19 protein-coding genes are annotated in these 23,551 nt (G+C 66.4%); 13 read left to right on the top strand and 6 right to left on the bottom strand.

Features of this window, described 5'->3' with window-relative positions:
* Positions 1-16: 16 nt before the first annotated feature.
* Together AC3WOB_RS18545 and AC3WOB_RS18540 are read left to right on the top strand one after the other, a co-directional pair.
* Positions 17-1,126 carry an S-(hydroxymethyl)glutathione dehydrogenase/class III alcohol dehydrogenase gene (locus AC3WOB_RS18545; protein WP_013391039.1) on the top strand — a complete coding sequence of 370 codons (1,110 nt, stop codon included), beginning with the start codon at positions 17-19 and terminating at the stop codon, positions 1,124-1,126.
* Between the two features lie 170 nt (positions 1,127-1,296).
* Positions 1,297-3,219 (top strand): bifunctional metallophosphatase/5'-nucleotidase, encoded by a 1,923-nt coding sequence (locus AC3WOB_RS18540; RefSeq protein ID WP_492275820.1) that lies wholly within the window; start codon positions 1,297-1,299, stop codon positions 3,217-3,219.
* Between the two features lie 22 nt (positions 3,220-3,241).
* Here the strand turns inward: AC3WOB_RS18540 and AC3WOB_RS18535 are convergent, their stop codons facing one another.
* Together AC3WOB_RS18535 and AC3WOB_RS18530 are read right to left on the bottom strand one after the other, a co-directional pair.
* Complete coding sequence (locus AC3WOB_RS18535) at positions 3,242-4,366, bottom strand: glycosyltransferase family 4 protein (protein WP_492275819.1); 1,125 nt, start codon at positions 4,364-4,366, stop codon at positions 3,242-3,244.
* On the bottom strand, positions 4,363-5,355 hold the full coding sequence (locus AC3WOB_RS18530; protein ID WP_492275818.1) for a WaaZ-like lipopolysaccharide core biosynthesis protein: 993 nt from the start codon (positions 5,353-5,355) through the stop codon (positions 4,363-4,365). Before AC3WOB_RS18530 ends, AC3WOB_RS18535 begins: the two co-directional genes overlap by 4 nt.
* Positions 5,356-5,669: 314 nt before the next feature.
* Between AC3WOB_RS18530 and panB the strand changes: the two genes are divergently transcribed.
* From panB to AC3WOB_RS18515, 3 genes are all read left to right on the top strand, one after another.
* Positions 5,670-6,521: a 3-methyl-2-oxobutanoate hydroxymethyltransferase gene (gene panB / locus AC3WOB_RS18525; protein WP_013391035.1), complete on the top strand. Its 852-nt coding sequence runs from the start codon at positions 5,670-5,672 to the stop codon at positions 6,519-6,521.
* A gap of 56 nt (positions 6,522-6,577) precedes the next feature.
* Complete coding sequence (locus AC3WOB_RS18520; protein WP_041652082.1) at positions 6,578-7,687, top strand: YcjF family protein; 1,110 nt, start codon at positions 6,578-6,580, stop codon at positions 7,685-7,687.
* A 196-nt stretch (positions 7,688-7,883) separates the two neighbouring features.
* Positions 7,884-8,096, top strand: a complete 213-nt coding sequence (locus tag AC3WOB_RS18515; RefSeq protein WP_013391033.1) for a DUF1059 domain-containing protein — start codon at positions 7,884-7,886, stop codon at positions 8,094-8,096.
* Between the two features lie 73 nt (positions 8,097-8,169).
* Here AC3WOB_RS18515 and ocd read toward each other — a convergent pair whose 3' ends face one another.
* Positions 8,170-9,210, bottom strand: a complete 1,041-nt coding sequence (gene ocd / locus AC3WOB_RS18510; protein ID WP_492275817.1) for an ornithine cyclodeaminase — start codon at positions 9,208-9,210, stop codon at positions 8,170-8,172.
* Positions 9,211-9,334: 124 nt separating this feature from the next.
* Here ocd and AC3WOB_RS18505 point away from each other — a divergent pair, with 124 nt between their 5' ends.
* From AC3WOB_RS18505 to lhpI, 3 genes are all read left to right on the top strand, one after another.
* On the top strand, positions 9,335-9,760 hold the full coding sequence (locus tag AC3WOB_RS18505; protein WP_013391031.1) for an Lrp/AsnC family transcriptional regulator: 426 nt from the start codon (positions 9,335-9,337) through the stop codon (positions 9,758-9,760).
* 254 nt (positions 9,761-10,014) lie between these two features.
* Positions 10,015-10,947: an N-carbamoyl-D-amino-acid hydrolase gene (locus AC3WOB_RS18500; protein ID WP_492275955.1), complete on the top strand. Its 933-nt coding sequence runs from the start codon at positions 10,015-10,017 to the stop codon at positions 10,945-10,947.
* Between the two features lie 100 nt (positions 10,948-11,047).
* Positions 11,048-11,992 (top strand): bifunctional Delta(1)-pyrroline-2-carboxylate/Delta(1)-piperideine-2-carboxylate reductase, encoded by a 945-nt coding sequence (gene lhpI / locus AC3WOB_RS18495; RefSeq protein ID WP_013391029.1) that lies wholly within the window; start codon positions 11,048-11,050, stop codon positions 11,990-11,992.
* A 19-nt stretch (positions 11,993-12,011) separates the two neighbouring features.
* Here the strand turns inward: lhpI and AC3WOB_RS18490 are convergent, their stop codons facing one another.
* On the bottom strand, positions 12,012-12,911 hold the full coding sequence (locus tag AC3WOB_RS18490) for a LysR substrate-binding domain-containing protein (protein WP_492275816.1): 900 nt from the start codon (positions 12,909-12,911) through the stop codon (positions 12,012-12,014).
* Between the two features lie 123 nt (positions 12,912-13,034).
* On the opposite strand from AC3WOB_RS18490, the gene dkgB reads away from it, so the two are divergent.
* The 5 genes from dkgB to AC3WOB_RS18465 all read left to right on the top strand — a co-directional run bounded on the left by dkgB (position 13,035) and on the right by AC3WOB_RS18465 (position 21,908).
* Positions 13,035-13,838, top strand: coding sequence for a 2,5-didehydrogluconate reductase DkgB (gene dkgB / locus AC3WOB_RS18485; protein ID WP_492275815.1), 804 nt, complete (start codon positions 13,035-13,037; stop codon positions 13,836-13,838).
* Between the two features lie 178 nt (positions 13,839-14,016).
* Positions 14,017-16,023 carry a C1 family peptidase gene (locus AC3WOB_RS18480; RefSeq protein ID WP_492275814.1) on the top strand — a complete coding sequence of 669 codons (2,007 nt, stop codon included), beginning with the start codon at positions 14,017-14,019 and terminating at the stop codon, positions 16,021-16,023.
* Positions 16,024-16,069: 46 nt separating this feature from the next.
* Complete coding sequence (locus AC3WOB_RS18475) at positions 16,070-18,898, top strand: PAS domain-containing protein (RefSeq protein WP_492275813.1); 2,829 nt, start codon at positions 16,070-16,072, stop codon at positions 18,896-18,898.
* Positions 18,899-18,909: 11 nt separating this feature from the next.
* Positions 18,910-20,541 carry a CHAT domain-containing protein gene (locus AC3WOB_RS18470; protein ID WP_492275812.1) on the top strand — a complete coding sequence of 544 codons (1,632 nt, stop codon included), beginning with the start codon at positions 18,910-18,912 and terminating at the stop codon, positions 20,539-20,541.
* A gap of 23 nt (positions 20,542-20,564) precedes the next feature.
* Positions 20,565-21,908, top strand: a complete 1,344-nt coding sequence (locus AC3WOB_RS18465) for a hypothetical protein (protein WP_492275811.1) — start codon at positions 20,565-20,567, stop codon at positions 21,906-21,908.
* 28 nt (positions 21,909-21,936) lie between these two features.
* On the opposite strand, the gene AC3WOB_RS18460 is transcribed toward AC3WOB_RS18465, so the two are convergent.
* Both AC3WOB_RS18460 and AC3WOB_RS18455 read right to left on the bottom strand, forming a co-directional pair.
* A complete protein-coding gene (locus tag AC3WOB_RS18460) occupies positions 21,937-22,677 on the bottom strand; it encodes an IclR family transcriptional regulator (protein ID WP_013391022.1) in 741 nt (246 codons plus the stop codon).
* A 96-nt stretch (positions 22,678-22,773) separates the two neighbouring features.
* On the bottom strand, positions 22,774-23,550 hold the full coding sequence (locus AC3WOB_RS18455) for a citryl-CoA lyase (RefSeq protein WP_492275810.1): 777 nt from the start codon (positions 23,548-23,550) through the stop codon (positions 22,774-22,776).
* Position 23,551: the final 1 nt, after the last annotated feature.

Below are 23,551 nucleotides of genomic sequence, written 5' to 3'. Positions count from 1 at the left end.
ACGTGGAGCCCTAGCTATGAAATCACGCGCAGCAGTCGCATTCGGACCCGGCAAGCCGCTGGAAATCGTTGAAATCGACGTCGCGCCGCCGCAGCGCGGCGAGGTGCTGGTGAAGATCACCCATACCGGCGTCTGCCACACCGACGCCTTCACCCTCAGCGGCGACGACCCTGAGGGTCTGTTCCCCGCCGTGCTGGGCCATGAAGGCGCGGGCGTGGTGGTCGAAGTCGGCGAAGGCGTGACCTCGCTCAAGCCGGGCGACCACGTCATTCCGCTCTACACGGCCGAATGCCGCGAATGCAAGTTCTGCCTGTCCGGCAAGACCAACCTGTGCCAGAAGGTGCGCGCCACCCAGGGCAAGGGCGTCATGCCCGACGGCACTTCGCGCTTCAGCTACGACGGCAAGCCGCTCTATCACTACATGGGCTGCTCGACCTTCAGCGAGTACACGGTGGTCAACGAGATCTCGCTGGCCAAGATCAACCCGGCCGCCCCCCATGAAAAGGTCTGCCTGCTCGGCTGCGGCGTCACCACCGGCCTCGGCGCCGTGCACAATACCGCCAAGGTCAAGGAAGGCGATACCGTCGCCGTGTTCGGGCTGGGCGGCATCGGCCTGGCCGTGATCCAGGGCGCGGTGCAGGCCAAGGCCGGCCGCATCATCGCCGTGGACACCAACCCCAACAAGTTCGTGCTGGCCAGCGCCATGGGCGCCACCGACTGCGTCAACCCCAAGGACCACGACAAGCCGATCCAGGACGTCATCGTCGAAATGACCGACGGCGGCGTGGACTTCTCGTTCGAGTGCATCGGCAACGTGCACGTGATGCGCGCCGCGCTGGAATGCTGCCATAAGGGCTGGGGCGAGAGCATCATCATCGGCGTGGCCGGCGCCGGCCAGGAAATCAGCACCCGTCCGTTCCAGCTGGTCACCGGCCGCGTCTGGCGCGGTTCGGCCTTCGGCGGCGTCAAGGGCCGCACGCAGCTGCCGGGCATGGTCGAAGACGCCATGAGCGGCAAGATCGATCTGGACCCGTTCGTGACGCACACGCTGCCGCTGGAACGCATCAACGAAGCCTTCGACCTGATGCATGAAGGCAAGTCGATCCGCACGGTCATCCACTACTAAGCACGAACCTTTGCGGCAACGACGGGCCCGGCGCGCCATGCGCCGGGCCCGTTGCTTTTCCATGACAGGCATGCGACATGTCGCTCCGCCACATGACAACACTGTCATTCATTTCCGCGTCATCTTGACCCGCGACCATTCGCCCTCCGATGACAGAGGGGTACACGCGAATGAACACGTGGAAGAGGAACGCGGGCGCGGCCATGCTGAGCGCCCTGGCGCTTTTGGCCGGCTGCGGCGGCGGTGACGACGATGACGACAAGCCCGTCGAACAGCCCGAACAGCCGGTCCCTGGCCGGGCAATGGAACTGACGATCCTGCACATCAACGATCATCATTCCAACCTGGACAGCAAGAAGAAGGACCTGAAGCTCAAGACCGCTTCCGGCTCGCGCGTGGCCGTGAACGCCGACACCGGCGGCTTCCCGCGGGTGACCGGCGCGATCAATGCGCTGGCCTCGCAGTCCGCCAACGTGCTCAAGCTGCACGCGGGCGACGCCACCACCGGCACGCTGTACTTCAACCGCGCCGGCGAGCCCGGCGAGGCCGACGCGGCGATGATGAACACCGTCTGCTTCGACGCCATGACCCTGGGCAACCACGAGTTCGACAAGGGCGACAGCGGCTTGAAGCGCTTCATCGACCTGCTGCATGCGGGCGCCTGCCAGACGCCCGTGCTGAGCGCCAACGTCACGTTCGCCGCGGGCTCGGCCTTGAATCCGTCGCGCGCCCCCGGGATGGTCAAGCCCGCCGTGGTCCTGAAGCGCGACGGCCAGGACATCGGCCTGGTCGGCCTGACCATCGCCGCCAAGACCCAGCAATCCTCCAGCCCGGACGCCGGCACCGTGTTCTCCGACGAGACCGCGGCGGCGCAACAGCAGATCGACGCGCTGCGCGCGCAGGGCGTGAACAAAATCGTGGTGATGAGCCACATCGGCTACGACTACGACAAGCAGGTGATCGCGCAGTTGAGCGGCGTGGACGTGGTGGTGGGCGGCGACTCGCACACGCTGCTGGGTCCCGCGTCCATGGCGGACTATGGCGTGGGTTCGCCCGCCGGCGCCTATCCCACCGTGCTGCAGGACAAGGACGGCAAGCGCGTCTGCCTGGTGCAGGCTTGGGAGTACTCGCAAGTGGTGGGCGAGCTGAAGGTCAGCTTCGACGCCAACGGCGACGTCACCGCCTGCGCCGGCACGCCGCACGTGCTGATGGACGGCCCGCTGAAGGTGGCCGGCGCCGCACCCTCGGCCGCGGACGAGGCAGCGATCCAGGCCGACGTTCTGGCCAGCGGTTTCCTGCGCATGCAGGCGCCGGACGCGCAGGCCACGGCCGTGCTGCAGCCGTTCAAGGCCAAGGTTGACCAGTTCAGCCGCAGCCTGGTCGCATCGGTGCCGCAAGAGCTGTGCTCCCGGCGCGTGCCGGGCGGTCCCGGTTCGCGCGACTACAGCCGCTCCAGCGCTGCCTGCAACACCCTGGGCAGCGTCAGCCTGCGCGGCGGCGACATCCAGCAACTGGTGGCGCAGGCTTATCTGGACGTGGCCAACGCCAGCTACGGCGGCGCCGACATCTCGCTGCAAAGCGGCGGCGGAGTGCGCGTGCCGCTGCTGGGCAACGTGACGGCGGCCAACGTGATCGAGGTCGTGCCTTTCGGCAATATGCTCTGGCGCCTGGACGTGACCGGCGCCGAGGTCAAGAGCATGCTGGAAGACGGCATGCAGGCAGTCTACGGCGCGGGCGGCTCCACCGGCCCCTATCCGTATGCCGGCGGACTGCGCTGGGACGTGAATGCGGCCCAGGCCCAGGGCAACCGCGTGTCCAATGTCGAAGTGCGGGACCAGGCCAGCGGCAACTGGCTGCCGCTGGACGCAAGCCGCAGCTACAAGCTGTTCGTGCTGAGTTTCAACGCCACCGGCGGCGACGGCTACAAGACCCTGGCCAACGTGCCTGCCTCGCGCCGCCAGGACATCGGCGTGCTGGACGCCGACGTGCTCCAGGCCTACATCGACAAACAGGCCAAGGATCCGGCCAGCGGTCTGCCGGTGCTGAACCTGTTGCCGGCGAGCCTGTACAGCACCAAGACGTACAGCGAGTAAAAGTGAACGCCGGGCGCGGCCGTCAGGCCGGCTGCGCCTGGCTTTCGCGGTAGACGCGCTCGGTCTTGCCGACGAACGTGGTCAGCGAAAACTCCCGCAGCGCCGTGCTGCGGGCTTCGGCGCCCATCACGCCCAGGGCGTCGCGATTTTCCAGGATCTGCGACAGCGCCTGCACGATGCTGTCCACCGATGCCGGCGGCACCACCCAGCCATCGCGGCCGTCGGTGACGTTTTCGGGCAGGCCGCCCACTGCGCTCACGATGACAGGCTTGCCCGCCGCCATCATCTCGCGGCAGGCGAAGGAAATCGTCTCCAACTTGGACGACAGCACAAAGCCCACGTCCAACGCCGACAGGAAAGGGCCGACATCATCCAGCAGGCCGGTGAACACCACCTGATCCGACATGCCCAGTTCAAGGACGCGCTGCATCTGCTCCGCGTCCGGCAGCTTGCCAGCGATCAGCACCACCACCTGCCGCCGCTGGTTTTCGGGCAGCATGGACACGGCGGTCACCATGTCCATCCAATTCTTGTAGACCGCGGTGCCGGCATTGCTGCCGATGACCAGCCGGCCCTGCATGCCCTCGGGCAGCAGGCTGTCGCGCGCCTGCGCCGTCTCGCGCCGCGAGGCGGGGCTGCATTTTTCCGTATCCACGCCGTTATGCACCACGCGCAGGTCCTCGTTGCGGAAGACCGACTGCTTCATGCGGCGGAACGTGTGGCTGCACACGCAGATGACGCGATTGGTGCCCCATTTGGCGCGTACCCGCGCGCCCAGACTATTGGCGCTGCGGTCGGTGTGCTGGGTATAGACCATGAAAGGGCGCCGCGCGCCCATGCCCACGGTCGCCAGCATGCACAGGCGGTGATCGGCGGAACCGTTGGCGTGGATCACATCGAACTGTTGCTCGCGCAGCAGGGCCCGCAGCTGGCGCAGCGCGCGCAGCTGCTGCAACGGGCGGCTCTTGAACTCCAGGGCCAGCGTGCGCACGCCGGGCAGGGCGGCGGCCTCGGCCAGCAGACGGCTGCTGGCAGGCGCGGCCACGGTCACCTGCGACTTCTCGCACAGGATGCGCGCCAGCGACATCACGTAGGTGGTGTGACCGCCGCCATCGCCTTGGTGGAAATTGGTGTACAGAATCTTCATGGGGTCATACTCGAAATCGGCTGCTCGGGCAGCAGGCAGCTCCAGTCGCGCTTCTCGAACACGTCATCCCCCAGCCGGCTGGCGGGAGACAGGTTGTAGACCTTGACCCCGCGTTTGCCAAGCAGCCGGCTGGCTTGCCGGAACGCGGGTTCGATATGTCCAGAGAATTGCCGGTCCAGCGCGGTGGACAGCTGCGTTGCCGCGCTTTCATAGAATCGGGGTCCTGCCGCGGCCGTCAGGTCCAGGCCGTGCAGGTAGATGGTTTTCGCGCCCAGCCACGCCAGCAGCTGCAAGCCCGTGTAGGCCACCGTGCCGCCGCCGAACAGGCCGCGCGTCGGGTCCAGGCTGAAGCCATGTGCATGCACCGGATTGCGGGCGTCGAACAGCACCAGGCCGGGATCGTCGGCCAGCCGCGCTTCCAGTTCCTCGGGACGGGCGCGCGGTTGCAGCGCGCGCTGGTGCACCTCTTCGAACAGCGCGATGCGGCAGCGCACGGAACGGCGGTCGAACAGGAAGCCGATCCAGCGGTAGACCTCGGGCGTGACGAACAGCGTCAGGTCCTGCGCCAGCACTTCCGCCACCAGTTCGCGCCTGCGGTTGACGAAACCCGCATCCAGCATCGCGTAGTAATCGAAGCGCAGGGAAGGGTGCTGGCGCCGCAACGCGATCGAGCCATTGACGCCCATCGCCACGTCCAGCCGGCAGCGCGCGTAGTCGATCTGGGCCACGGACGGGCCGCTGAGTATCAGATGGGCGTCCGCGCCGATGTCGCGCGGCAGCCGATCCAGGGGCGTGATGGCAGGGCCCTGCACGCCGCGCAGTTCGCAGCCGGTCAGCCGCCCCTGCGCATCGCGCTGCAGGGCCACGAAAGGCCAAAGGGTTTCGTTGTGGCGGTATGCGGCGGGCCGGGTGTGGCGATAGAAGTAACGCAGGCTCTTGGTCAGCGGACGCGAACGCAGCAAGCGTGGAATAAGCCCGGGGCTAGGCATGAGCGATGTTGCGCGGAAGCCGCGAAATAAGCTTGTAAGCGGCGAATTCTACGCAGCCGAACCTATCGAAAAAGCGAGTGAACCCTTGAAGATGTAACGCTTTTGAGTAAACGCCAAAACGTCCCCAAATTAGTTGCGAACGTTTTCCACAGGGCATGGCGTCACGCGCCGCAAAAATTTCGATTACGTTTTGCCGCAAAGATTTGCCTGCGCGGCTACGCCATGCGCTAAGCGAGCCCCCACGGCCTTCCGCTACGATGCGGGTATCGCAAGGTCCCGATTCAAGCACTCAACCCTGGATAGGAAGGATTTCGATGTCTACGACCGCCACCCTGAACGCCGCTGCGGCTGCGGCCAGCGCGCCACGCCTGAGCGTGCCGGCATTCCGTGCGCGCAAGCGCCAGGAGCCGCTGGTGATGCTGACGGCCTACACCGCGCGCATGGCCGAGCTGCTGGACCCGCATTGCGATGCCCTGCTGGTGGGCGACAGCCTGGCACAGACGATCTACGGACTACCTACCACGGTGCCCGTCACGCTGGACATGATGATTGCGCACGGCGCCGCCGTGGTGCGCGGCTCGCGACGCGCGCTGATCGTCATCGACATGCCCTTCGGCAGCTATGAAGAAAGTCCCGAACAGGCCTTCCGTTCCGCCGCTCGGATCTTGAAGGAAACCGGCGCGGCCGCGGTCAAGCTGGAAGGCGGGCAGAGCATGGCGCCCACCGTCGCCTACCTGTCCGCGCGCGGCATCCCGGTGATGGGCCATGTGGGCCTGACGCCGCAGGCCGTGAACATCCTGGGCGGCTACGGCGCGCGCGGCCGCGGCGAAGCCGAATATGCCCGCATCGCCGCCGATGCCGCCGCGGTGGCGGATGCCGGTGCGTTCTCGCTGGTGATCGAGGGCGTGGTCGAGCCGCTGGCGGCGTCGATCACCGAAGCCGTCGCCTGCCCGACCATAGGCATAGGCGCGTCCGGCCGCTGCGACGGCCAGGTGCTGGTGGTGGACGACATGCTGGGCATGTTCGACCGCACCGCGCGCTTCGTGAAACGCTACGACGACCTGGCCGGCCGCATCCAGCAGGCAGCGCAAGCCTATGCGGGCGAAGTCCGGACGCGGACCTTCCCCGAACCGGCCCATCTTTACGGCGTCTCCGGCGGCGCCTGATGGCCGCGCGCGTTTCTCGATAGAATCATCCCCATGCCTATCTTCCCGCACACCTCATGAGCACGCCCCGCATGGACACGCCCCAATTGCAGGACGCCATCGCGGACGCCATCAGCACCGCCACGCGCGGCGCCGGGCGCGTGAACATCCTGGTCGCGGGCAAGACCGGCGTGGGCAAGAGCACGTTGCTCAATGCCGTGTTCCGGGGCGACCTGGCCAAGACGGGCGCGGGCAAGCCCGTCACCCAGTCCACCCAGGAATTCACCCGCGCCGGCCATCCGCTCACCATCATCGACACGCGCGGCCTGGAAGTCGGCGACTACGAACGCTCGCGCCAGCAGTTGGCCGACCTGATCCGGGAACGCTCCGCCTCCGACGACCAGGACAAGCACCTGCACGTGGCCTGGCTTTGCATCCAGGACAGCAGCCACCGCGTCGAAGACGCCGAAATCGAACTGTGCGACATGCTGTCCAACGCCGGCATCCCCGTCGTGGCGGTACTGACCAAGGCGCGCAAGAACAGCCCCTTCGTCGACGAAGCGCGCAAGCTGCTGCCGCGCGCCAAGCAGGTGGTGGCGGTGCGCGCGCTGCCGGAATGGATCGAGGAGCTGGACGCGGAATTGCCGCCCATGGGCCTGGACAACCTGATCGAGGCTACCGCCCTGCACATCCCCGAGGCGCAGCAGCGGGCCTATGCCAACGCGCTGTCCACCCGCAACAAGAAGGCCCTGGAAGTAAAAAAAAAGCGGGCTGAGATAGAGGTCAACGTGGCCGCCGGCCTGGCCGCCTCGGCCGCCGCCGCCCCCATTCCGTTTTCGGACGCGTTCGCGCTGGTGCCCATCCAGGTCGGCATGATCGCCAAGATCGGCATCACCTTCGGCATGGAACTGGACACCGCCGCCATCACCACATTGGTCACCTCCACGCTGGGCGCGTCCGCCGCCACGCTGATCGGGCGCTCGGTGGTCTCCGGGCTCTTGAAGTTCATCCCCGGCGCAGGCAGCGCGGTGGGCGGCACCATCGCCGCCACCACCGCCGGCACCATCACCAAGCTGCTGGGCAATGCCTACGTGGCCGTGCTGTATGACTTCTGCCTGAAGAATCCGGGCAAGGACATCGACATCGCGATGATTGCCAAGGGCTTGAAGCAGCGCGTCACGTTCTGAAGCGCGCTGCCCTCGCACCGGTGCCCGCGCACTAGTGCGAACCGCGTCTTGCGAATTGCGCCGGATCGGCGGCGCCAGATCTATACTTTTCAGACCGCCCCCGCCGCTGCGACGCGCCAACGGCCCGGACGTCCCGCGCCGCGCGCCGGATGCTCTTGCGCAGAGCCCTGCCAGCCTGCGCGCAGGGAGACCCCTCATGACTCGCAAATACATCGATTGCCGCGAGTACCCCAGTGAAATGAACTGCTCGGTAGCCCTCGCGGCGGATTCCGAAGGCGAATTGCTGGAGGCGGCCGTGCAGCATGCAACCACGGTGCACAAGCATGCCGACACGCCCGAGCTGCGATCGCAACTGAAGTCGCTGTTCCACGACGGCACACCGCCGGTTGAAACGCCCAGCCGGGCGTGAACATGACTGCGGCCGCATTCGCGGCCGCCATCGTACTGGCGCCGGCGCGTTCCACCACGTCGGCGCGCGAGCGCTAAGCCCTTGCCAGCACCGGCGTAGCCGCCCGCACCACCTCGAACAGGTTCTTCGGATCGGGCGATTGCGGCGCGACCTCGATGCGGGCGCCCACGCCATGGCGAATGGCGGCATCGCGCAGCCAGCGCAGCGCCGAAAAGTCCTCCAGCGCAAAACCCACCGAATCGAAGATGGTCACTTCCGCCGGCTGCTTGCGGCCAGCGGCCTGGCCCGTCAGCACCCGCCACAGTTCCGTCACTGCGAAATCGGCCGGCATCTGCTGCAGATCGCCCTCGATGCGCGTCTGCGGCTCGTATTCCACGAACACCGGCCCGGCCCGCAGCACATCCGCGTGCAGCTCCGTCTTGCCCGGGCAGTCGCCGCCCACGGCGTTGATGTGCATGCCCGGCTCGACCATGTCCGCGGTCAGGATGGTGGCGTAGGCCTTGTCCGCCGTCACCGTGGTGACGACGTCCGTGCCCTTGACCGCCTCAGCCGCACTATCGAAGCGCACCACGCGCAAGCCGGGCACTGAAGCCAGATTGCTTTCAAGCTTGCGTGTGGCGCCTGCGTCCACGTCATAGACGTGCAGGGTGTCGATGCCCAGGAGGTAATGGAAGGCCAGCGCCTGGAACTCGCTTTGCGCGCCGTTGCCGATCAATGCCATCTTGCGCGAGTCCGGCCGGGCCAGCGCGCGCGCCGCCAGGGCCGAGGTCACGGCCGTGCGCAGCGCCGTGGTCAGGGTCAGTTCGCTGATCAGCAGCGGCTCGCCCGTGCTGACCTGCGCCAGCGCGCCGAACGCCATCACGGTGGACAGGCCGGCCTGCGGATTGCCGGGATGGCCGTTCACGTACTTGAAGGTGTAGTACTCGCTGTCGGCGGTGGGCATCAATTCGATCACGCCGGTCGCCGAATGGCTGGCCACCCGCGCACTTTTGTCGAACTCCTGCCATCGCAGAAAGTCCGCCAGCAAGTAGTCGAGCAGGCCGGCGAAGACCTGTCGCGGACCTTGCAGGGCCACGATTTTGGCCACATCGGAAGTTGAAAGCAGCGTCGTCAATTTGTTCTCCCCGAGTTATGGAACAGAAATTCTGGGGGATGGGCAAACCAATTAATAGTGACAACAATCCACACAAAACGCTAAGATTCTGCCATTCTGATAGCCATAAATAGCATTTTTCACAATGGATACGCTGGATCAGAACCTGCTCGGCCTGTTGCGCGCCGACGCCCGCATGTCGGTCGCCACGCTGGCGAAGAAGCTCGATGTCTCGCGCGGCACCATCGACAACCGCATCCGCAAACTGGAAGAGCGGGGCATCATCCGCGGCTATACCGTGCGGCTGCGCCCCGAAGTCGAGACCGAGGACATCGTCGCCTGGATGAGCATCGCCGTCGAAGGCCATGAAACCCGCAAGATCGTGAGCCTGCTGATGGGCGAGCCCAGCGTGGCGGGACTGCACGACACCAACGGCCGCTGGGACCTGCTGGCCGAGCTGCGCGTGCCTACCATCGACCAGCTGTCCGAAGTGCTGGACCGCCTGCGCACGCTCAAGGGCATCGCCGCCACCGAAACCAGCATCCATCTCAAGACCTTCAAGGCCCTCTGAGCGCTGGCATACGGGGAAACCCGATATAAAACTTTGCATGGACTCCATGACGCCGCGTTATGCATGAGGCCGGGACGGTCTCTGCCGCCACGGTGAAATTCCCCGCTGAATCAGGGCCTTGGAGTGAATCCCGTCGCATCCGGCGGCGCGCGCCGCCAGTCCGGACAGCGGTTCCCGATTTCGGCCCGCGGATGCATGCTTGCGCCTTCAGCCTGGAGATCCACATCGTGAGTAATGCATACCCCGCCCGCAAGATGGGCCTGGCGGTCGCCCAGATGGGCGCAGTAAACCTTGCCGATACGCGCGCCGCCGTGGTCCGCCGCCTGGTGGAAATGATGCGCGAGGCCGCCGCCCGCAAGGCGGAATTCGTCGTCTTCCCCGAGCTGGCGCTGACCACGTTCTTCCCGCGCTACTGGATGGAGGACGCTGAAGCCGTCGAGCGCTACTTTGAGAAAAGCATGCCCAACGCCGACGTGCAGCCGCTGTTCGACGCCGCGCGCGAATTGGGCATAGGCTTCTACCTGGGCTATGCCGAACTGACGCCCGAAGGCCGCCAGTTCAACACCGCCATCCTGGTGGACCGCAGCGCCAAAATCATCGGCAAGTACCGCAAGATCCACCTGCCAGGCCACTCGGACCATAAGATCGGCGCGCCGTTCCAGCACCTGGAGAAGAAGTTCTTCGAAGTCGGCGACCTGGGCTTTGGCGTCTGGGAAACCAACGACGTGAAGATCGGCATGTGCCTGTGCAACGATCGCCGCTGGCCCGAGACCTATCGCGTCATGTCGCTGCAAAGCGCCGAGCTGATCGTGCTGGGCTACAACACGCCGTCCCTGAATATCCACTGGAACGAGCCCGCGCATCTGCGCACCACCACGCACGAGATCGTATTGCAGGCCAGCGCCTACCAGAACGCGGTCTGGGTCGGCGCCGCCGCGAAGTGCGGCCACGAAGACGGCCACCACATGATAGGCAGCTCCATGATCGTCGCACCGTCCGGCGAAATCGTGGCGCGCGCAAGCGGCGAAGAAGACGAAGTGATCACCGCCAACATCGACCTGGCCATGGGCCAGGCCTTCCGCGACCACGTGTTCAATTTCGCCAAGCACCGCAACCCGCAGCACTACAAGCTCATCGTCGAACGCACCGGCGCCGGCGATCCGCTGCCCACGGCTGCCATCGACTAGACGCTGCACTCAACCACGACGCGGCGCGGGCGGACGCCGCCCGCGCTGCTAGACTGCCTGCTGGCCCTCAGACTGAACGACCCGCAGCAGGCAACAACCCATGCGCTTCATCGACACCGAACAAACCCGCAACGCCCTGTCCTTCGACGCCGTCATTCCCGCCCTGCGGGAAGCCTTCCGCGGCAGCGCCACCGTGCCGCCGCGGCATGTCCACGCCATCCAGTCGGGCAATGCGCACGGCACCTCGCTGATCATGCCGGCCTGGAGCGACCGCGGCTACTTCGGCGTGAAGATCATCAATATCTTCCCCGAGAACACGCATCTGGGCCTGCCGGGCCTGCACGCCACCTACAACCTGTACAGCGCCACCACCGGCGTGCCCATCGCCCAGGTGGACGGCGACATCGTCACCGCCTACCGCACGGCGGGCGCGGCCGCGCTTGGCGCGGACTACCTGGCGCGCGCCGACGCCAGCACGCTGCTGATCGTGGGTTCCGGCCGCATCGCCGGCCTGGTGGCGCAGGCCATGCGCAGCGTGCGCCCCATCCAGCGCGTGCTGGTATGGAACGTGCGCGCGGCCGGCGCCGAGAAGCTGGCCGGCGAGCTGCGCGCGCAGGGCTTCGATGCCGAGGCCGCCAGCGACCTGGAAGCCGCCGCGCGTCAGGCCGACATCATCAGCTGCGCCACCCTGTCCACCGTGCCGCTGATCCACGGCGCCTGGCTGCGTCCGGGCGTGCACCTGGACCTGATCGGCAGCTTCAAACCCGAAATGCGCGAGACCGACGCGGCCTGCTTCGACGGTACCTCGGTCTACGTGGACACCAGCGAAGCGCCCACCAAGTCCGGCGACCTGCTGGCCGCTTTCGAGGCCGGCACGCTCAAACACGAGGACATCCGCGGCGACCTGCACCAGTTGGCCGCCGGTGAACTGCCGGGCCGCCGCGGCGACCAGGAAATCACCGTGTTCAAAGCCGTGGGCAGCGCACTCGAAGACCTGACGCTGGCAACACTGGTGTACGAGTCGGTCAGCGGCGAACGCGCTTGAGCGCGCGGCGCCTGCGGCGCTATTCGAAGCCGCGCGGACCCAACGCCTGGACCACGTAGTCGATGAAGGACTTGATGCGCGAGGAGATCGCGGTGTTGCGGTAGTACACCGCGTTGATCGGCTGCCGCACGTCCTGCGTCTGCTTCGCCAGCAGTTGCTGCAAGGTGCCGCTTTCGCGGTCGCCGCGCGTCATGAAGTCCGACAGGCAGACGACGCCGCCGTCGTTCAAAGCCAGTTGCCGCAAGGTTTCGCCGCTGAACGCGCGCACATGGGGCTTGATGTGCAGGGCCTGGCCGTCGGCCTCCAGCAGCGGCCATTCGTTCAGCGCTTCCAGCTGGCTGAAGCCCAGCAGGACATGCGAAGCCAGATCGGCCACGCGCCTGGGCGTGCCATGCTTGGCCAGATAGCCGGGACTGGCCAGCACGCGCACGCGGCTATGGCCCAGCGGCACCGCGTGCAGCGATGAATCCTTCAGGCGCCCGATGCGGATGGCCAGGTCGGTGCGGCGCTCCAGCAGGTCGATATTGCCTTCGTTGCTGTTCAGTTCCAGCTCCACCTGCGGATAGCGCTGGCGATAGCCCGGCACCAGCGGCGCGATCACGTGCAGCATGAAGGGCGATGCCGCATCCACGCGCAAGCGTCCTGCCGGCTGGTTGCGCCGCAGGCTCATCAGTTCCTCGCTTTCCTCCACTGCGGCCACGATCTTGCGCGCCTGCTCCAGATAGGCCCGGCCTTCCTCGGTCAGTTCCAGCCGACGCGTGGTCCGGCGCATCAGCGTGGTCTGCAGCTTCTCTTCCAGCCGGCTCATGGTCCGGCTGGCGGCGGAAACAGTCTGTCCAAGCACATCCGCGGCGGCAGTGATCGAGCCGCTGTCCACGATGGCGATAAAGACCTGCATTTCGTCTAGCGTCGTCTTCATTCTTGCATTTATATCAAAAGTCTTTCGTGCATACCGGACTTTTTCCGCAAGTATCCGACGGGCACACTGCAGGCATTCCCGGACGCTTGCGTCCGCAGCCCTGAATCCCCAAAGGAGTTACCCATGAGCATTCCCGTCTTCGGCGCCGGCACTTTCCGCCTGCAAGGCCAGGCCGTCATCGATTCCGTGCGCAACGCGCTGGACCTCGGCTACCGCGCCATCGACACCGCGCAGATCTATGAAAACGAAGCCGAGGTCGGCCAGGCCATCGCCGAATCCGGCGTGCCGCGCAATGCGCTGTTCGTCACCACCAAAATCTGGGTCCCCAACTACGCCCGCGGCAAGCTCATCCCCAGCCTGCAGGACAGCCTGGCCAAGCTGCGCAGCGACTACGCGGACCTGACCCTGATCCATTGGCCCGCGCCCGGCAACGGCGTCGCCGTCGAGGAATTCATGACTGCGCTGGCCGAGGCCAAGGCGCAGGGCCTGACCCGCCAGATCGGCATCTCCAACTTCCCCATCGCCGAAACCCGCGCCGCCATCGCCGCCGTGGGCCGCGAGCAGATCGCCACCAACCAGATCGAACTCAGCCCTTACCTGCAGAACCGCAAGCTCGCCGCCTTCCTGCAGGAACAAGACATCCCGGTCACCTCGTACATGACGCTGGCCTACGGCAAGGTGCTGAAGGATCCGGTCATCGGCCAGATCGCCCAACGCCACGACGCCACGCCCGCACAGGTGGCGCTGGCCTGGGCCCTGCAACTGGGCTATGCCGTCATTCCGTCGTCGACCAAACGCGAAAACCTGGCCAGCAACCTGCTGGCCCAGGACCTGCGGCTGACGGAGGCGGACATGGCGCAGATCGCGGCGCTGGAGCGCAACGGCCGTGAAGTCAGCCCGGAAGGCCTGGCGGCGCAGTGGGATTAAGCCTCGAATAGTGAAAATGCACTATTTCAAATTCAAGGAGTAATACTTTCGGATACTAGCGAACTGGTTTAGGCGCGCCTATATATCGCAGCTACGGGCGCAATCATTACTGTCGTCATGTCGTCTTGCCTGCAAACGCCGCCCTCGCGCTGAAAGCCTGTCTCCACTGGAGTACGCCATGGCTGCAAAGAAGCAAGCGGGGCGTGCCGCCCCGGCACGCAAGACGGTGGCAACGCGGCAGCCCGCCGCCGGCAAGACGCCCCGATCCGCTCCAAAGCGTAAAAGCCGCAGCCTGCCGCCGGCGCTGCCGTTTCGCCGCACGGCCAAGCCCGATGCCTTCGATGTCCGCGACATTCCGTTCCACCCCAACATCTCGGTCACGCCCAAGACCGAGATGATCCCCGCCATGGGGTTGACGGTGAAGCATCAGGAAGACACCTCGGCCTGCACCGGATTCGCCCTGTCCACGGTGGTCGAGTACCTGCTGCGCAAGTCGGAGCGCGAACCGCGTCCAGCCATCTCGCCGTTCATGCTGTATTCCATGGCCAGGCGCTACGACGAGTTCCCGGGTTCGGTCGACGACACGGGATCGAGCCTGCGCGGCGCGCTCAAAGGCTGGTTCAAGCACGGCGCCTGCGCCCAGGATCTGTTTCCGACCCTGAACATGCCGGCGGCGGCCAACGAGACCGCCGACGACTGGTGGCTGGATGCCGTCAAGCGTCCGCTGGGCGCCTACTACCGCATCGACACGCGCAACATCGTCGAAATGCACGCTGCGCTCAACGAGGTCGGCATTCTGTACGCCAGCGCGGGCTGCCACGCCGGCTGGGACGACGGCCATGGCGTCACCCCGCTGAAGGCGCCGTCCACGCCGGGAGCCCAGCCGTTCTGGATCATCCCGCCCGACCCGCAGGATTCCGCCACCGACGGCCACGCCTTCGTCATCGTCGGCTATACCCAGGACGGCTTCCTGATCCAGAACTCCTGGGGCGAGGAGTGGGGCACCCACGGCATGGCGGTGCTGACCTACGACGACTGGATGCGCAACGCCATGGATTGCTGGGTGGTGCAGCTGGGCGTGGTCACGCATGAGCACACCAAGATCTCGAACAGCATCACGCTGCGCACCGAAGGCAAGCGGGTCACCCTGGCCGCGGGCACTGTGCTGCGCAACCGCGAGATCTCGCCCTTCATCGTCAACGTGGGCAACAACGGCAAGCTCAGCAACAGCGGCGCGTTCCGGACCACGCCCGACGATCTGCGCGCCATCGTCGACGTGCACATGAACGCCGCGCGCGAGAAATGGGGCTTGAAGGACAAGCCCATGGACGTATGCGTGTATGCGCACGGCGGCCTGGTCGGCGAAGAGGATGCGGCGGAGGCCGCCGCCGAATGGATACCGCTGCTCTACGAGAAGCAGATCTTCCCGGTCTTCCTGATGTGGGAGACGGACTTCATCACCACCGTGAAGAACATCATCCAGGATGCCGCCCACAGCGTGCCACGCACCACCGGCGGCCTGGGCGAGCGGCTGGAGCGTTGGTGGAACCAACGCCTGGAACGCTGGCTGGCGCGGCCTGGCACGGTGATCTGGGGCGAAATGAAGCAGAACGCCCAGGCCATGAGCGCACCCGTTCCCAAGGGCATGGCGCAGGAAGAAGCCGCGATGATCATGCTGTACAAGCATTTCAAGGCGCACGTCAGCCAGGGACGCGTGCGCCTGCACATCGTCGGCCACTCGGCCGGCGCCATCGTCGCCAGCCACTTCGTGCACCGGCTGGCGGCCGACGGCGGCGAACTGGAATCGCTCAACCTGATGGCCCCGGCGGTCACGCTGGACACCTTCCGCAAGCTGGTCGTTCCGAACCTGAAGACGCGGGTAAAGCGCTATCAGCAGTTCCATCTTTCCGACCGGGCTGAGGAAGACGATCCCACTTGCGGCCCGTACCGGCGCTCGCTGCTCTACCTGGTGAGCGAGTCCTTCGAAGGCGGCACCACCACGCCGCTGCTCGGCATGGAGCGCTATTTCCGCGATGCCGGCATTGCGTGCGACGCCGTGCATGTCTCGCCCGCCGGCAGCCCCGCGCCCGGCTCCACCAACCCGCCGGTGGCGGCCAGCACGCACGGCGGATTCGACAACGACAAAGGCACCCAGCAGCAGATCATTGCATTCATCAAGCGTTGAGCCGGCAGCCGCGCCCGCAAGGGCGGCAGGCAGGGAGGGCTTCGATATGTTTGAGTTTCCTCAGGCGCAGACGGACCTGGATGCTGGCGCGCAAGTACGCGTGCCAGCATCCGCCTCCATCCCGGGCGATCCCGCGGCAATGCTGCGGGTGATGTCGCGGGCGGGCGTGCCTTGCCTGTTGCTGGACCGTGACGGCGTCATCATCGACATCAGCGATACGCTCGCGCCCAGCGCCCAGGCGTTCCGCGGCCGCGCCGCCGCCGAGACCTACGGCCTGGGCGAACCGTTGACCATGGGCAGCGGCGCGGTCGGCGGCATCTACCAGGCCGCGGACGGCGCGCCCGTGCCCGCGCAACTGGTGCCCTTGTGCGAATTGGAAAGCGGCAAGATCGTCGTGCTGGTCAACGATGGCACGCCCTTCAGGAAAGCGGAATCACGCCGCTTTGAACGCACGCCCTATGCGGTGTTCCGCCTGGATCTGGACGGTGTGGTGCGCTTCGCCAACCGCGAGGCCGCGCGCGCGCTGGGCCAGAAGCTCGACGAGGTTTGCGGCGAGCCCCTGGCCCGCCATTTCCGCAAAAGCGACGCGCCCCGCATCGCCGATGCCATCCGCTGCTGCGCCCGCAACCAGGAGGGCGATTCCATGGTGGCCGTGATCGTCACCATGCCCGGGCGCGAAGGCGAAGAAAGACTGTTCCAGCTGGTAATGACGCCAGACCCCGCGCCCAACGGCGAATTGCTGGGCGTGATCGCCGTCATCCAGTCGCGGGCGCTGGAGTCCGCCCGCGACGAGATCCGGCGCATCGCGCTGGATCCGTCCATCAACGGCTGGCGTCTCAAGCTCGACGCCATCCTGGAACAGATCCGTCCGCTGGTGCCGTTCGAGCACGCGGTGTTCGGCATCTACGACAGGCAGGTGTCGCTGTTCCGCGCGATCGCGGTACGGCCCGAAGGGGTGGAACTGTGGCCGGCGCGCTGGATGGAGCTGCCCCCTGCGATCCGGCCGTTCCTGGATTCCGGCCAGACCTGGGTCGAAGAGATGGACCGCTTCGTCAGCGACCAGCGCTTCGAGCCAGGCGACGAGGTCGTACGCTGCTACCGCGACATGGGCATGCAGGCCAGCGTCACCCTGCCCGTCACGCGTCCGGGCGGCTACAGCTCGGCGCTGAGTCTGTGTTCGCGCCAACCGGCGCAGTACGGGCAACGCCACCTGGAGATCCTGCGCGCCCTGGACTTGGAGCCGGTACTGATGCGCTTCGAGAAAGAGCGCGACGACGAGCGCGTCACCTTCGCCGAATCATTGCGCGAGACGATCATGACGGCCGCTTCCTTGCGCCGGGCGGCGGAGGACATCGTGCCCAGACTGGCGCAGTTCTTCTCCTGGGACTACGTGGCGCTGTTCCGCGTCAACCGCAAGGAAAGCCGCTACGAGATCGTCACCCAGCACAGCCTGGCGCCCGAATACGCCTTGCCTGCGAACTACCTGCAGCCCATCGAGCGCGGCATGCTGGGCCAGACGCTGCGCCAGCGCCAACTGCTGTCGCTGGACGACGTGGGCGACCCTGGGGATCCCAGGAACGATTACACCGGTCCGCCGCGGCCGCTGCGCTCGGCCATGACAGTGCCGATTCGCCTGAACGGCCGGATCCGTTGGCTGCTGGACGTGGAGTCCTCGGTATCGCATGCGTTCAAGGGACCCGACGCCGACGATCTGCTGGAGATCATCGAGTCGCTGGAGGAAGGGCTGGACCAGCATCTGCTCAGGCAGACCAAGCAGAGCCTGATGGTCGAAACCGAACAAGCGGTCGTGTTCGTGGGTCGCGAGGGCTCCATCATCGAGATGAACCGCGTCGCGGCCGACATGCTGGGCACCGAGCCCGGCCGCTGCCTCGAAGGCGAGACGCCGGTGTCGATCACGGCGTTTGCGCTGCCCGACGACGCGTCGGCGCACACGCTGCTGACTTCAGATGCCGGCGTCCGGCGCGAACGCATCGAGCTGCGCGGCGCGGGCGGACAGCCGCGCTCGGTGCTGGCGACCCGGACGGACCTGGATCCCAGCCTGGACATGGCCATCTGGTTCTTCACCGACATCGCCGACATGAAATGGGCGCGCGACATGCGATTCCTGCGCGAAACCGTGGCCGAGATCGCCGACCAGACCCGGACGTCGCTGGCGCTGGCCTGCAGCCTGACGACGCAGACCGCACTGCTGCACGAGGACGCGGCACGCGGCGAACAGCCCGAGGCCATCGTCACCCGGGCCCATGCCCTCAGCCAGCGCATCGTGGCGGAAATCGGCAAGGCCGACATCACCTTCGAGCGGCTGGCCAGCGCCAGCGAAGCGCGTCAGCAGGCTCCGCCCGAGCATGCCCGCGTCGCGCTGCATGAGTTGCTGACCCGGATCATCGCCGCCTTGCCGCAGCGAGACCAAGGCCGCATCGCGCCATTGGCGCAAGTGGGCGCCGCCAGCGGACCCATGGTGCATGCCGACGCCGATACACTGTCCGCGGCCTTCCGCTCCATTCTTGCCTATTTGCTGCGCTGCCGCTCCGATGACGCCCGGGTGGAAATCGACATCAGCGACGACCCTGACGGCTGCTCGGTGCAACTGGGGCTGAGCGCCGCGCAAAACTGGGACACGGACCAGCGCGCGCACGCAGTGCCCGACGACGCGCTGCTGAACGCGGAGCGCGCGGCGCATGATGGCGCCGGATTGGCCATCGCCCAGATCGTGCGCACCATGCAGGCCCACGGCGGCACCTTGGCGACGCAGCCGCCCCTGGCCGAGTCGGCGATGCCGCCCGCGGAGGCATATGAATCGGTCCTGCCGCCATGGCGTTCGTTCACCCTGCGCTTTCCTGCCCGGTCGGGTTGATGGAGGCGGCGATGGAACAGCCTGCACAGAACAACAACTGGATCCTGCTTGCTGGCGGCGACGATGTCGACGAGGAATGCTGGGCGGACCGCATCCAGCAATTGCAGCGGCATGAGCAGAAGTACCCGCGCATCAAGCCCTTCGTCGGCGCCCCTTTCCGGCACGTCTTCAACCTGGAGAACGCGCGGCAGGAGATCGAGCGTTGCGGAACGCTGCCGGGCCTGATGATCATCGACGCCAAGCCGGCGCCCCAAGCCACCAAGAAAAAGAGCGGCGCGGCGGCTGTCGAGCTGCTCAACTGGCTGGCCGAACACGCACCCGTACCCGTGCTGGTCGTGACCGAAGCCCCCTCCGAAGCCGTGCAGCGTTGCGTGCTGGAACGGCCCGAAAGGCTGATGTGGAGCAACGAGATCGGCAAGAAGCGGGACGGCGGCGCAGACCTCGCCGTGGTGCTGGACAGCGTGGCGGCCGCTACGCAACGCCGCCGGCTGGTCATAGAAGTTGCCGAAAAATCGGTCCGCTACCGGATCCAGTTCGGCCCGCACGACTTCAGGTCACCGGAAATGCCCTACAAGCGGCAACCCGATATCGCCGCGCTGCTGACGCGCGTCGAGAAGTTCTCGCCCTATCTCGACAACCAGAGAGTGGCCGATTGGCTGGAGTCGCTCAGCGACATGGGCAGGCAGGCGTTCGACGTAATGGTGGCCGAAACCGTGGGGCCGCCCATCGCCACGCTGATCCAGCGCGCCCGCGACCAGGAAGGCGTCTCGTCCGGCGATGGGCTCGCCTGGATGGACCTGCGATTCGATTTCAATGTGTCGGACCATCAGAGCGCCGCCTTCTTCAGCCTGCCGTTCGAATTGAGCTGCAATGCCGATTTCAAGGCCAATGACAGGCGCTACCTGTGCCAGCGCATCCCCATGGCCCGCCGCCTGCACATGGAGGGCATGGACTCCGCCAGCGATTGGGAGCAGACGGCGTCCCGGCCAGCCGGCCCCGTGCGCCTGCTTTTCATCGGCGCGAACTTCAGCGGCACCATTTCGTTCCAGCCGGAAGATGGCGGAGACGATATCCCGAGCGTCACGCTGCCTCCGCTGGAGTCGGTCGCCGACGAACTCGAGAACCTGCAGGCCCTGGCCAAGCGCCTGGACGGCCGCCTGGTGGTCGAGGACGTGCCGCCCCTGACCGGATACGCGCTGCAAGACTATCTGGAAGAAAAGGTGACTGGCGGCGGCTACGACATCCTGCATTTCTCCGGCCACGCCCACTCGGTGCGCGACAGCACCATGCTGGTCTTACCGGGCAGCAGGGAAGGCGAGGGCCTGCAACTGTCCATACGCCTGGTGGGCCGCTGGATGAAGGCCGGCAATTGCAAGCTGCTGGTGCTGTCGTCATGCCGCGGCGCCTCGGTGCGGACGGCGCTGGAGGTCATGCGGGCCGGCGCCATGGGCGTGCTGGCCTTCCGTTGGCAGGTCGAGGAAAGAACCTGCGCGCGCTTCATCAGGCGTTTTTATGCCGCCTATTTCGATCCCGCCAATACCCAGGGATTCGCGGAAGCCTACCGGCGCGCCTGCGCCGGTTCGCACGACGAATCCCGGGGCTCGCCCACCTGGGCTTCCGCGCTGGCGGTCGTGCGCGACTGACACCGCAATCAGGAACGGACATCATGGCTTCGTTATTCGGCATGCTGCGCAAGATCGGCGACCTGGGAACTTCGGCGGACGGCGTGGGCGCCTTGATGGCGACCGTGCCAGCAGGCCGCAACTTCTATGCGGAGATCGATCCGCCGCCCGGCGGCGCGGCTGCGGGCGAAGCAGGACTGAACGGCGAAGCCTTCATTCCGGGACAGTGCTATTTCAGCGTCCGCATGGTCGAAATGCGCCTGACCGATGCCGGCAACTACATTGCCGCCTTCCTGCCCCTGTGCGCCTTTTTCCTGCGCTACACCGAGGCCGGCGCGCAGCGCGAGATTCCATACGTCGTAGGCTATGACGCGATCCAGCAGGCGATGGGCGCGGCGGCGCCGCAATCAGGCGCGGGCAGGGTCGTGTTCCGCGACGTCTATATCGCCCGCAACGTACCCTACAACAGCGACGGGCTGGAGATGTTCGCCGCGCTGTGCCGCTTCAGCGACAGCAGCCTCACCCGCGGCATACTCGACTTCGTCGCGACCACGGTCAGCATGTTCGGCGGCGCGGTGGGCGGCGCCGTCGTCAAGGCCGGCGAAGGCCTGCTCAAGCCCCTGAGCAAGCTTTTCGGTACCGATGGCGTCAGCATCCGCTTCGGCGTCTTCGACGGCTTGGCGCTGCGCCGCAGCGGCTATCGCGTATTGGCGGGCACCGACTCGCAAGACAGGCTGCAAGGACTGCAACTGGTGGACGGCGTGCTGCACCGGCAGAATGGAAGCGGCGGCCTGGAGCCCGTGAACGACGTGGACTACCTGGTGCTGGCCTTCGAGCAGCGCGCCACGCTGGGAGAGGACATGTTCAGCGCCGCCGCGGCCCTGCCGTTCCATCGCAAATGGACCGAGACGACCACGGCCCTGCTGAGCGACAACGCCGTGGCCGCGCGCGCCGCGTTTCAGTCGCTGGCGGTCGACATCGCGGGCTCGCCGCTGCTGATCGAGCGCGACCGTTTCGCGCTGCTGGCGGCCTACTCCAGCGAAAGGGAAAAGTGGAAGGCCAGGAAGAAGTCCCTGAAATCCGCTGCCGGCGACGGCAAGAGCCAGAACATCACGTCCGCGGTGGCGGACAGGCAGAAAGCCGCGGCCGCCAGGAACAGTCCCGTTGCGCAACCGCTGGACGCCGCGAGGCTCCTGCTGGCGAAATCGGCGGCGGCAGGCGCGGGCACGCCCCCCGCCGGGCAAGACAATGCTTCGTTGACGCTGGCGCTTTCCGCACTGCTGGATACGCTGCAACCCGGCGCAAACGGCAAGCCCGGCGCACCGCCCGCCGCCTTGTCCGGAGCCTCCCGGGAGATGCTGTCGGCGATACTGGGAGAATCGTCCTAGCGGCCGGTCGGCGACCGCGCGATGCCGCCTACGGCTCGCGCGTGAAGACTTTCCCGGCGACGCCGCGCAGGACCTCGACGTACTCGTCACGCTTGCTTTGGAAGCGGTCGGAAGGGCCCGAGATGGCCATGGCGACGCATTCTTCGCCCAGCCAACCCGACACGGCCAGCGCGTCCGCGCCGTCCCCGCCTTCACCATGAGTGTGATACCAGCCTCGTTCGCGGCTCTTGTCGATTTCGGCCAGGAGCGCATCGGGCTCGGTAACCGTGGCGGACGTCAGCTTGCGCAGCGGCTTGGCGGCCAGCAGCTTGCGCGCCGCCTCCGGCGGCAAGCCGCCCAGCAAGGACTTGCCCATGGCGGACGCATGCAGCGCAATGCGCTCGCCCAGGCCCAGGATATAGCGCAGCGGATACTTGCCATCGCGCACGGCGACGATCTTGACCGCGGCGCCGTCGATGCGCCCGATGTAGGCGGTTTCCCCGGTACGCTCGGACAACTGCTCGAGCGCTTCGCGCGTGGCATGGATGATGGGATCGACCGTGCTTATCTGCTGGACGGCAAGCAACAGTTTGCCGGTCGGGTAGTAGCGCCGCGACTGCGTGCGGAACAGGTAGCCCAATTGATGCAAGGTGTGCAGCAGGTCCAGGCAGCTGCTGTCGGCCAGATCCAGCAGCCGGGCCAGGTCGGAATTTGAGAGTTCTCTTTTCTCTCGCGCGAAGACTTCGAATACCGCCATGGCACGGGCGGCGGCGCTAACAAAGGTCGGCATATGACGCTCAATTACCTGGAGTTTGCCATCGGCCTGCGATACAAGCGCAGCAAGTTGAAAAGGCGTGGTTAAACGGCGTCGGAAGTGTAGTCCATGTCAACGAACAGGGGCAACATTGCGCTCGTCCTGCGCCAGCACCAGATCCCATATGTGCTGACCGATAGGATGCTCGCGCTCTTCGTACAGATGGGCCAGCAAACCGCCCGCGCGTCCCACCAGCATGAGGCCGCGCGCAATCATCGGATCCAGATCCATGTCGCAGATGATGGCGCCGATCGCGCCTACCACGTTCATGGGCAGGTTCTTGTTCCGGTCTTGCAGCAGCACGCGGTGCACGGCGTCCATCAGGCGCCAGTGCTTGCCGTGGAAACCCAGCTCCTGCGCCAGCTGGCGCAACGTAGGCACGCGCGGGTCGCCATTCACATGTATGGGATGGCCGATGCCGTAGACAGGCTGCTTCTTTTCCCTGCTGGCGCTGAGCATGGCGCGCGCCGCGGCGTCGCACTCGGCTTCGTCCGGGTCATCGGACAGGCCGGCGGCGCCGGCGGCCAGCATCTCGGCGCAGTTCTGGGTAGTGCCCAGGAAGACGCTGCCCGCGCCCAGCAGGCCGGCGGCCACGGCGGCCTGCATCGCTTCCGGCGCGCCCAGGTAGGTCAGCCGGGCGCTCATGGCGCTGGGCGTCAAGCCGTGGTCGCAGGCGGTGACCAGGATATGGTTGATCATGGTCTTCTCGGCCGCGCTGGGCGTGCGGTTGAAGATCACCAGCAGCATCATGTCCACGAAGTCCACTTTTCCCAGCAACTCGGTGGCCAGGTTCTTGCCGCGCACGGTAATGACTTCCGGGGTGGTGTACCCGATTTCGGTCTTGATCAAT

This window comes from Achromobacter sp. FW305-C-30-7, assembly GCF_058783105.1.
This window is presented reverse-complemented; position numbering and strand designations above follow the sequence as displayed.

Coding starts and splice junctions, on each gene's coding strand:
- AC3WOB_RS18465 (WP_492275811.1), top strand. CDS start 20,565: ATGGCTTCGTTATTCGGCATGCTGCGCAAGATCGGCGACCTGGGAACT.
- AC3WOB_RS18470 (WP_492275812.1), top strand. CDS start 18,910: ATGGAACAGCCTGCACAGAACAACAACTGGATCCTGCTTGCTGGCGGC.
- AC3WOB_RS18480 (WP_492275814.1), top strand. CDS start 14,017: ATGGCTGCAAAGAAGCAAGCGGGGCGTGCCGCCCCGGCACGCAAGACG.
- panB (WP_013391035.1), top strand. CDS start 5,670: ATGTCTACGACCGCCACCCTGAACGCCGCTGCGGCTGCGGCCAGCGCG.
- AC3WOB_RS18530 (WP_492275818.1), bottom strand. CDS start 5,355: ATGCCTAGCCCCGGGCTTATTCCACGCTTGCTGCGTTCGCGTCCGCTG.
- AC3WOB_RS18490 (WP_492275816.1), bottom strand. CDS start 12,911: ATGAAGACGACGCTAGACGAAATGCAGGTCTTTATCGCCATCGTGGAC.
- AC3WOB_RS18500 (WP_492275955.1), top strand. CDS start 10,015: ATGGGCCTGGCGGTCGCCCAGATGGGCGCAGTAAACCTTGCCGATACG.
- lhpI (WP_013391029.1), top strand. CDS start 11,048: ATGCGCTTCATCGACACCGAACAAACCCGCAACGCCCTGTCCTTCGAC.
- AC3WOB_RS18460 (WP_013391022.1), bottom strand. CDS start 22,677: ATGCCGACCTTTGTTAGCGCCGCCGCCCGTGCCATGGCGGTATTCGAA.
- AC3WOB_RS18540 (WP_492275820.1), top strand. CDS start 1,297: ATGAACACGTGGAAGAGGAACGCGGGCGCGGCCATGCTGAGCGCCCTG.
- AC3WOB_RS18520 (WP_041652082.1), top strand. CDS start 6,578: ATGAGCACGCCCCGCATGGACACGCCCCAATTGCAGGACGCCATCGCG.
- dkgB (WP_492275815.1), top strand. CDS start 13,035: ATGAGCATTCCCGTCTTCGGCGCCGGCACTTTCCGCCTGCAAGGCCAG.
- AC3WOB_RS18515 (WP_013391033.1), top strand. CDS start 7,884: ATGACTCGCAAATACATCGATTGCCGCGAGTACCCCAGTGAAATGAAC.
- AC3WOB_RS18475 (WP_492275813.1), top strand. CDS start 16,070: ATGTTTGAGTTTCCTCAGGCGCAGACGGACCTGGATGCTGGCGCGCAA.
- AC3WOB_RS18535 (WP_492275819.1), bottom strand. CDS start 4,366: ATGAAGATTCTGTACACCAATTTCCACCAAGGCGATGGCGGCGGTCAC.
- AC3WOB_RS18545 (WP_013391039.1), top strand. CDS start 17: ATGAAATCACGCGCAGCAGTCGCATTCGGACCCGGCAAGCCGCTGGAA.
- AC3WOB_RS18505 (WP_013391031.1), top strand. CDS start 9,335: ATGGATACGCTGGATCAGAACCTGCTCGGCCTGTTGCGCGCCGACGCC.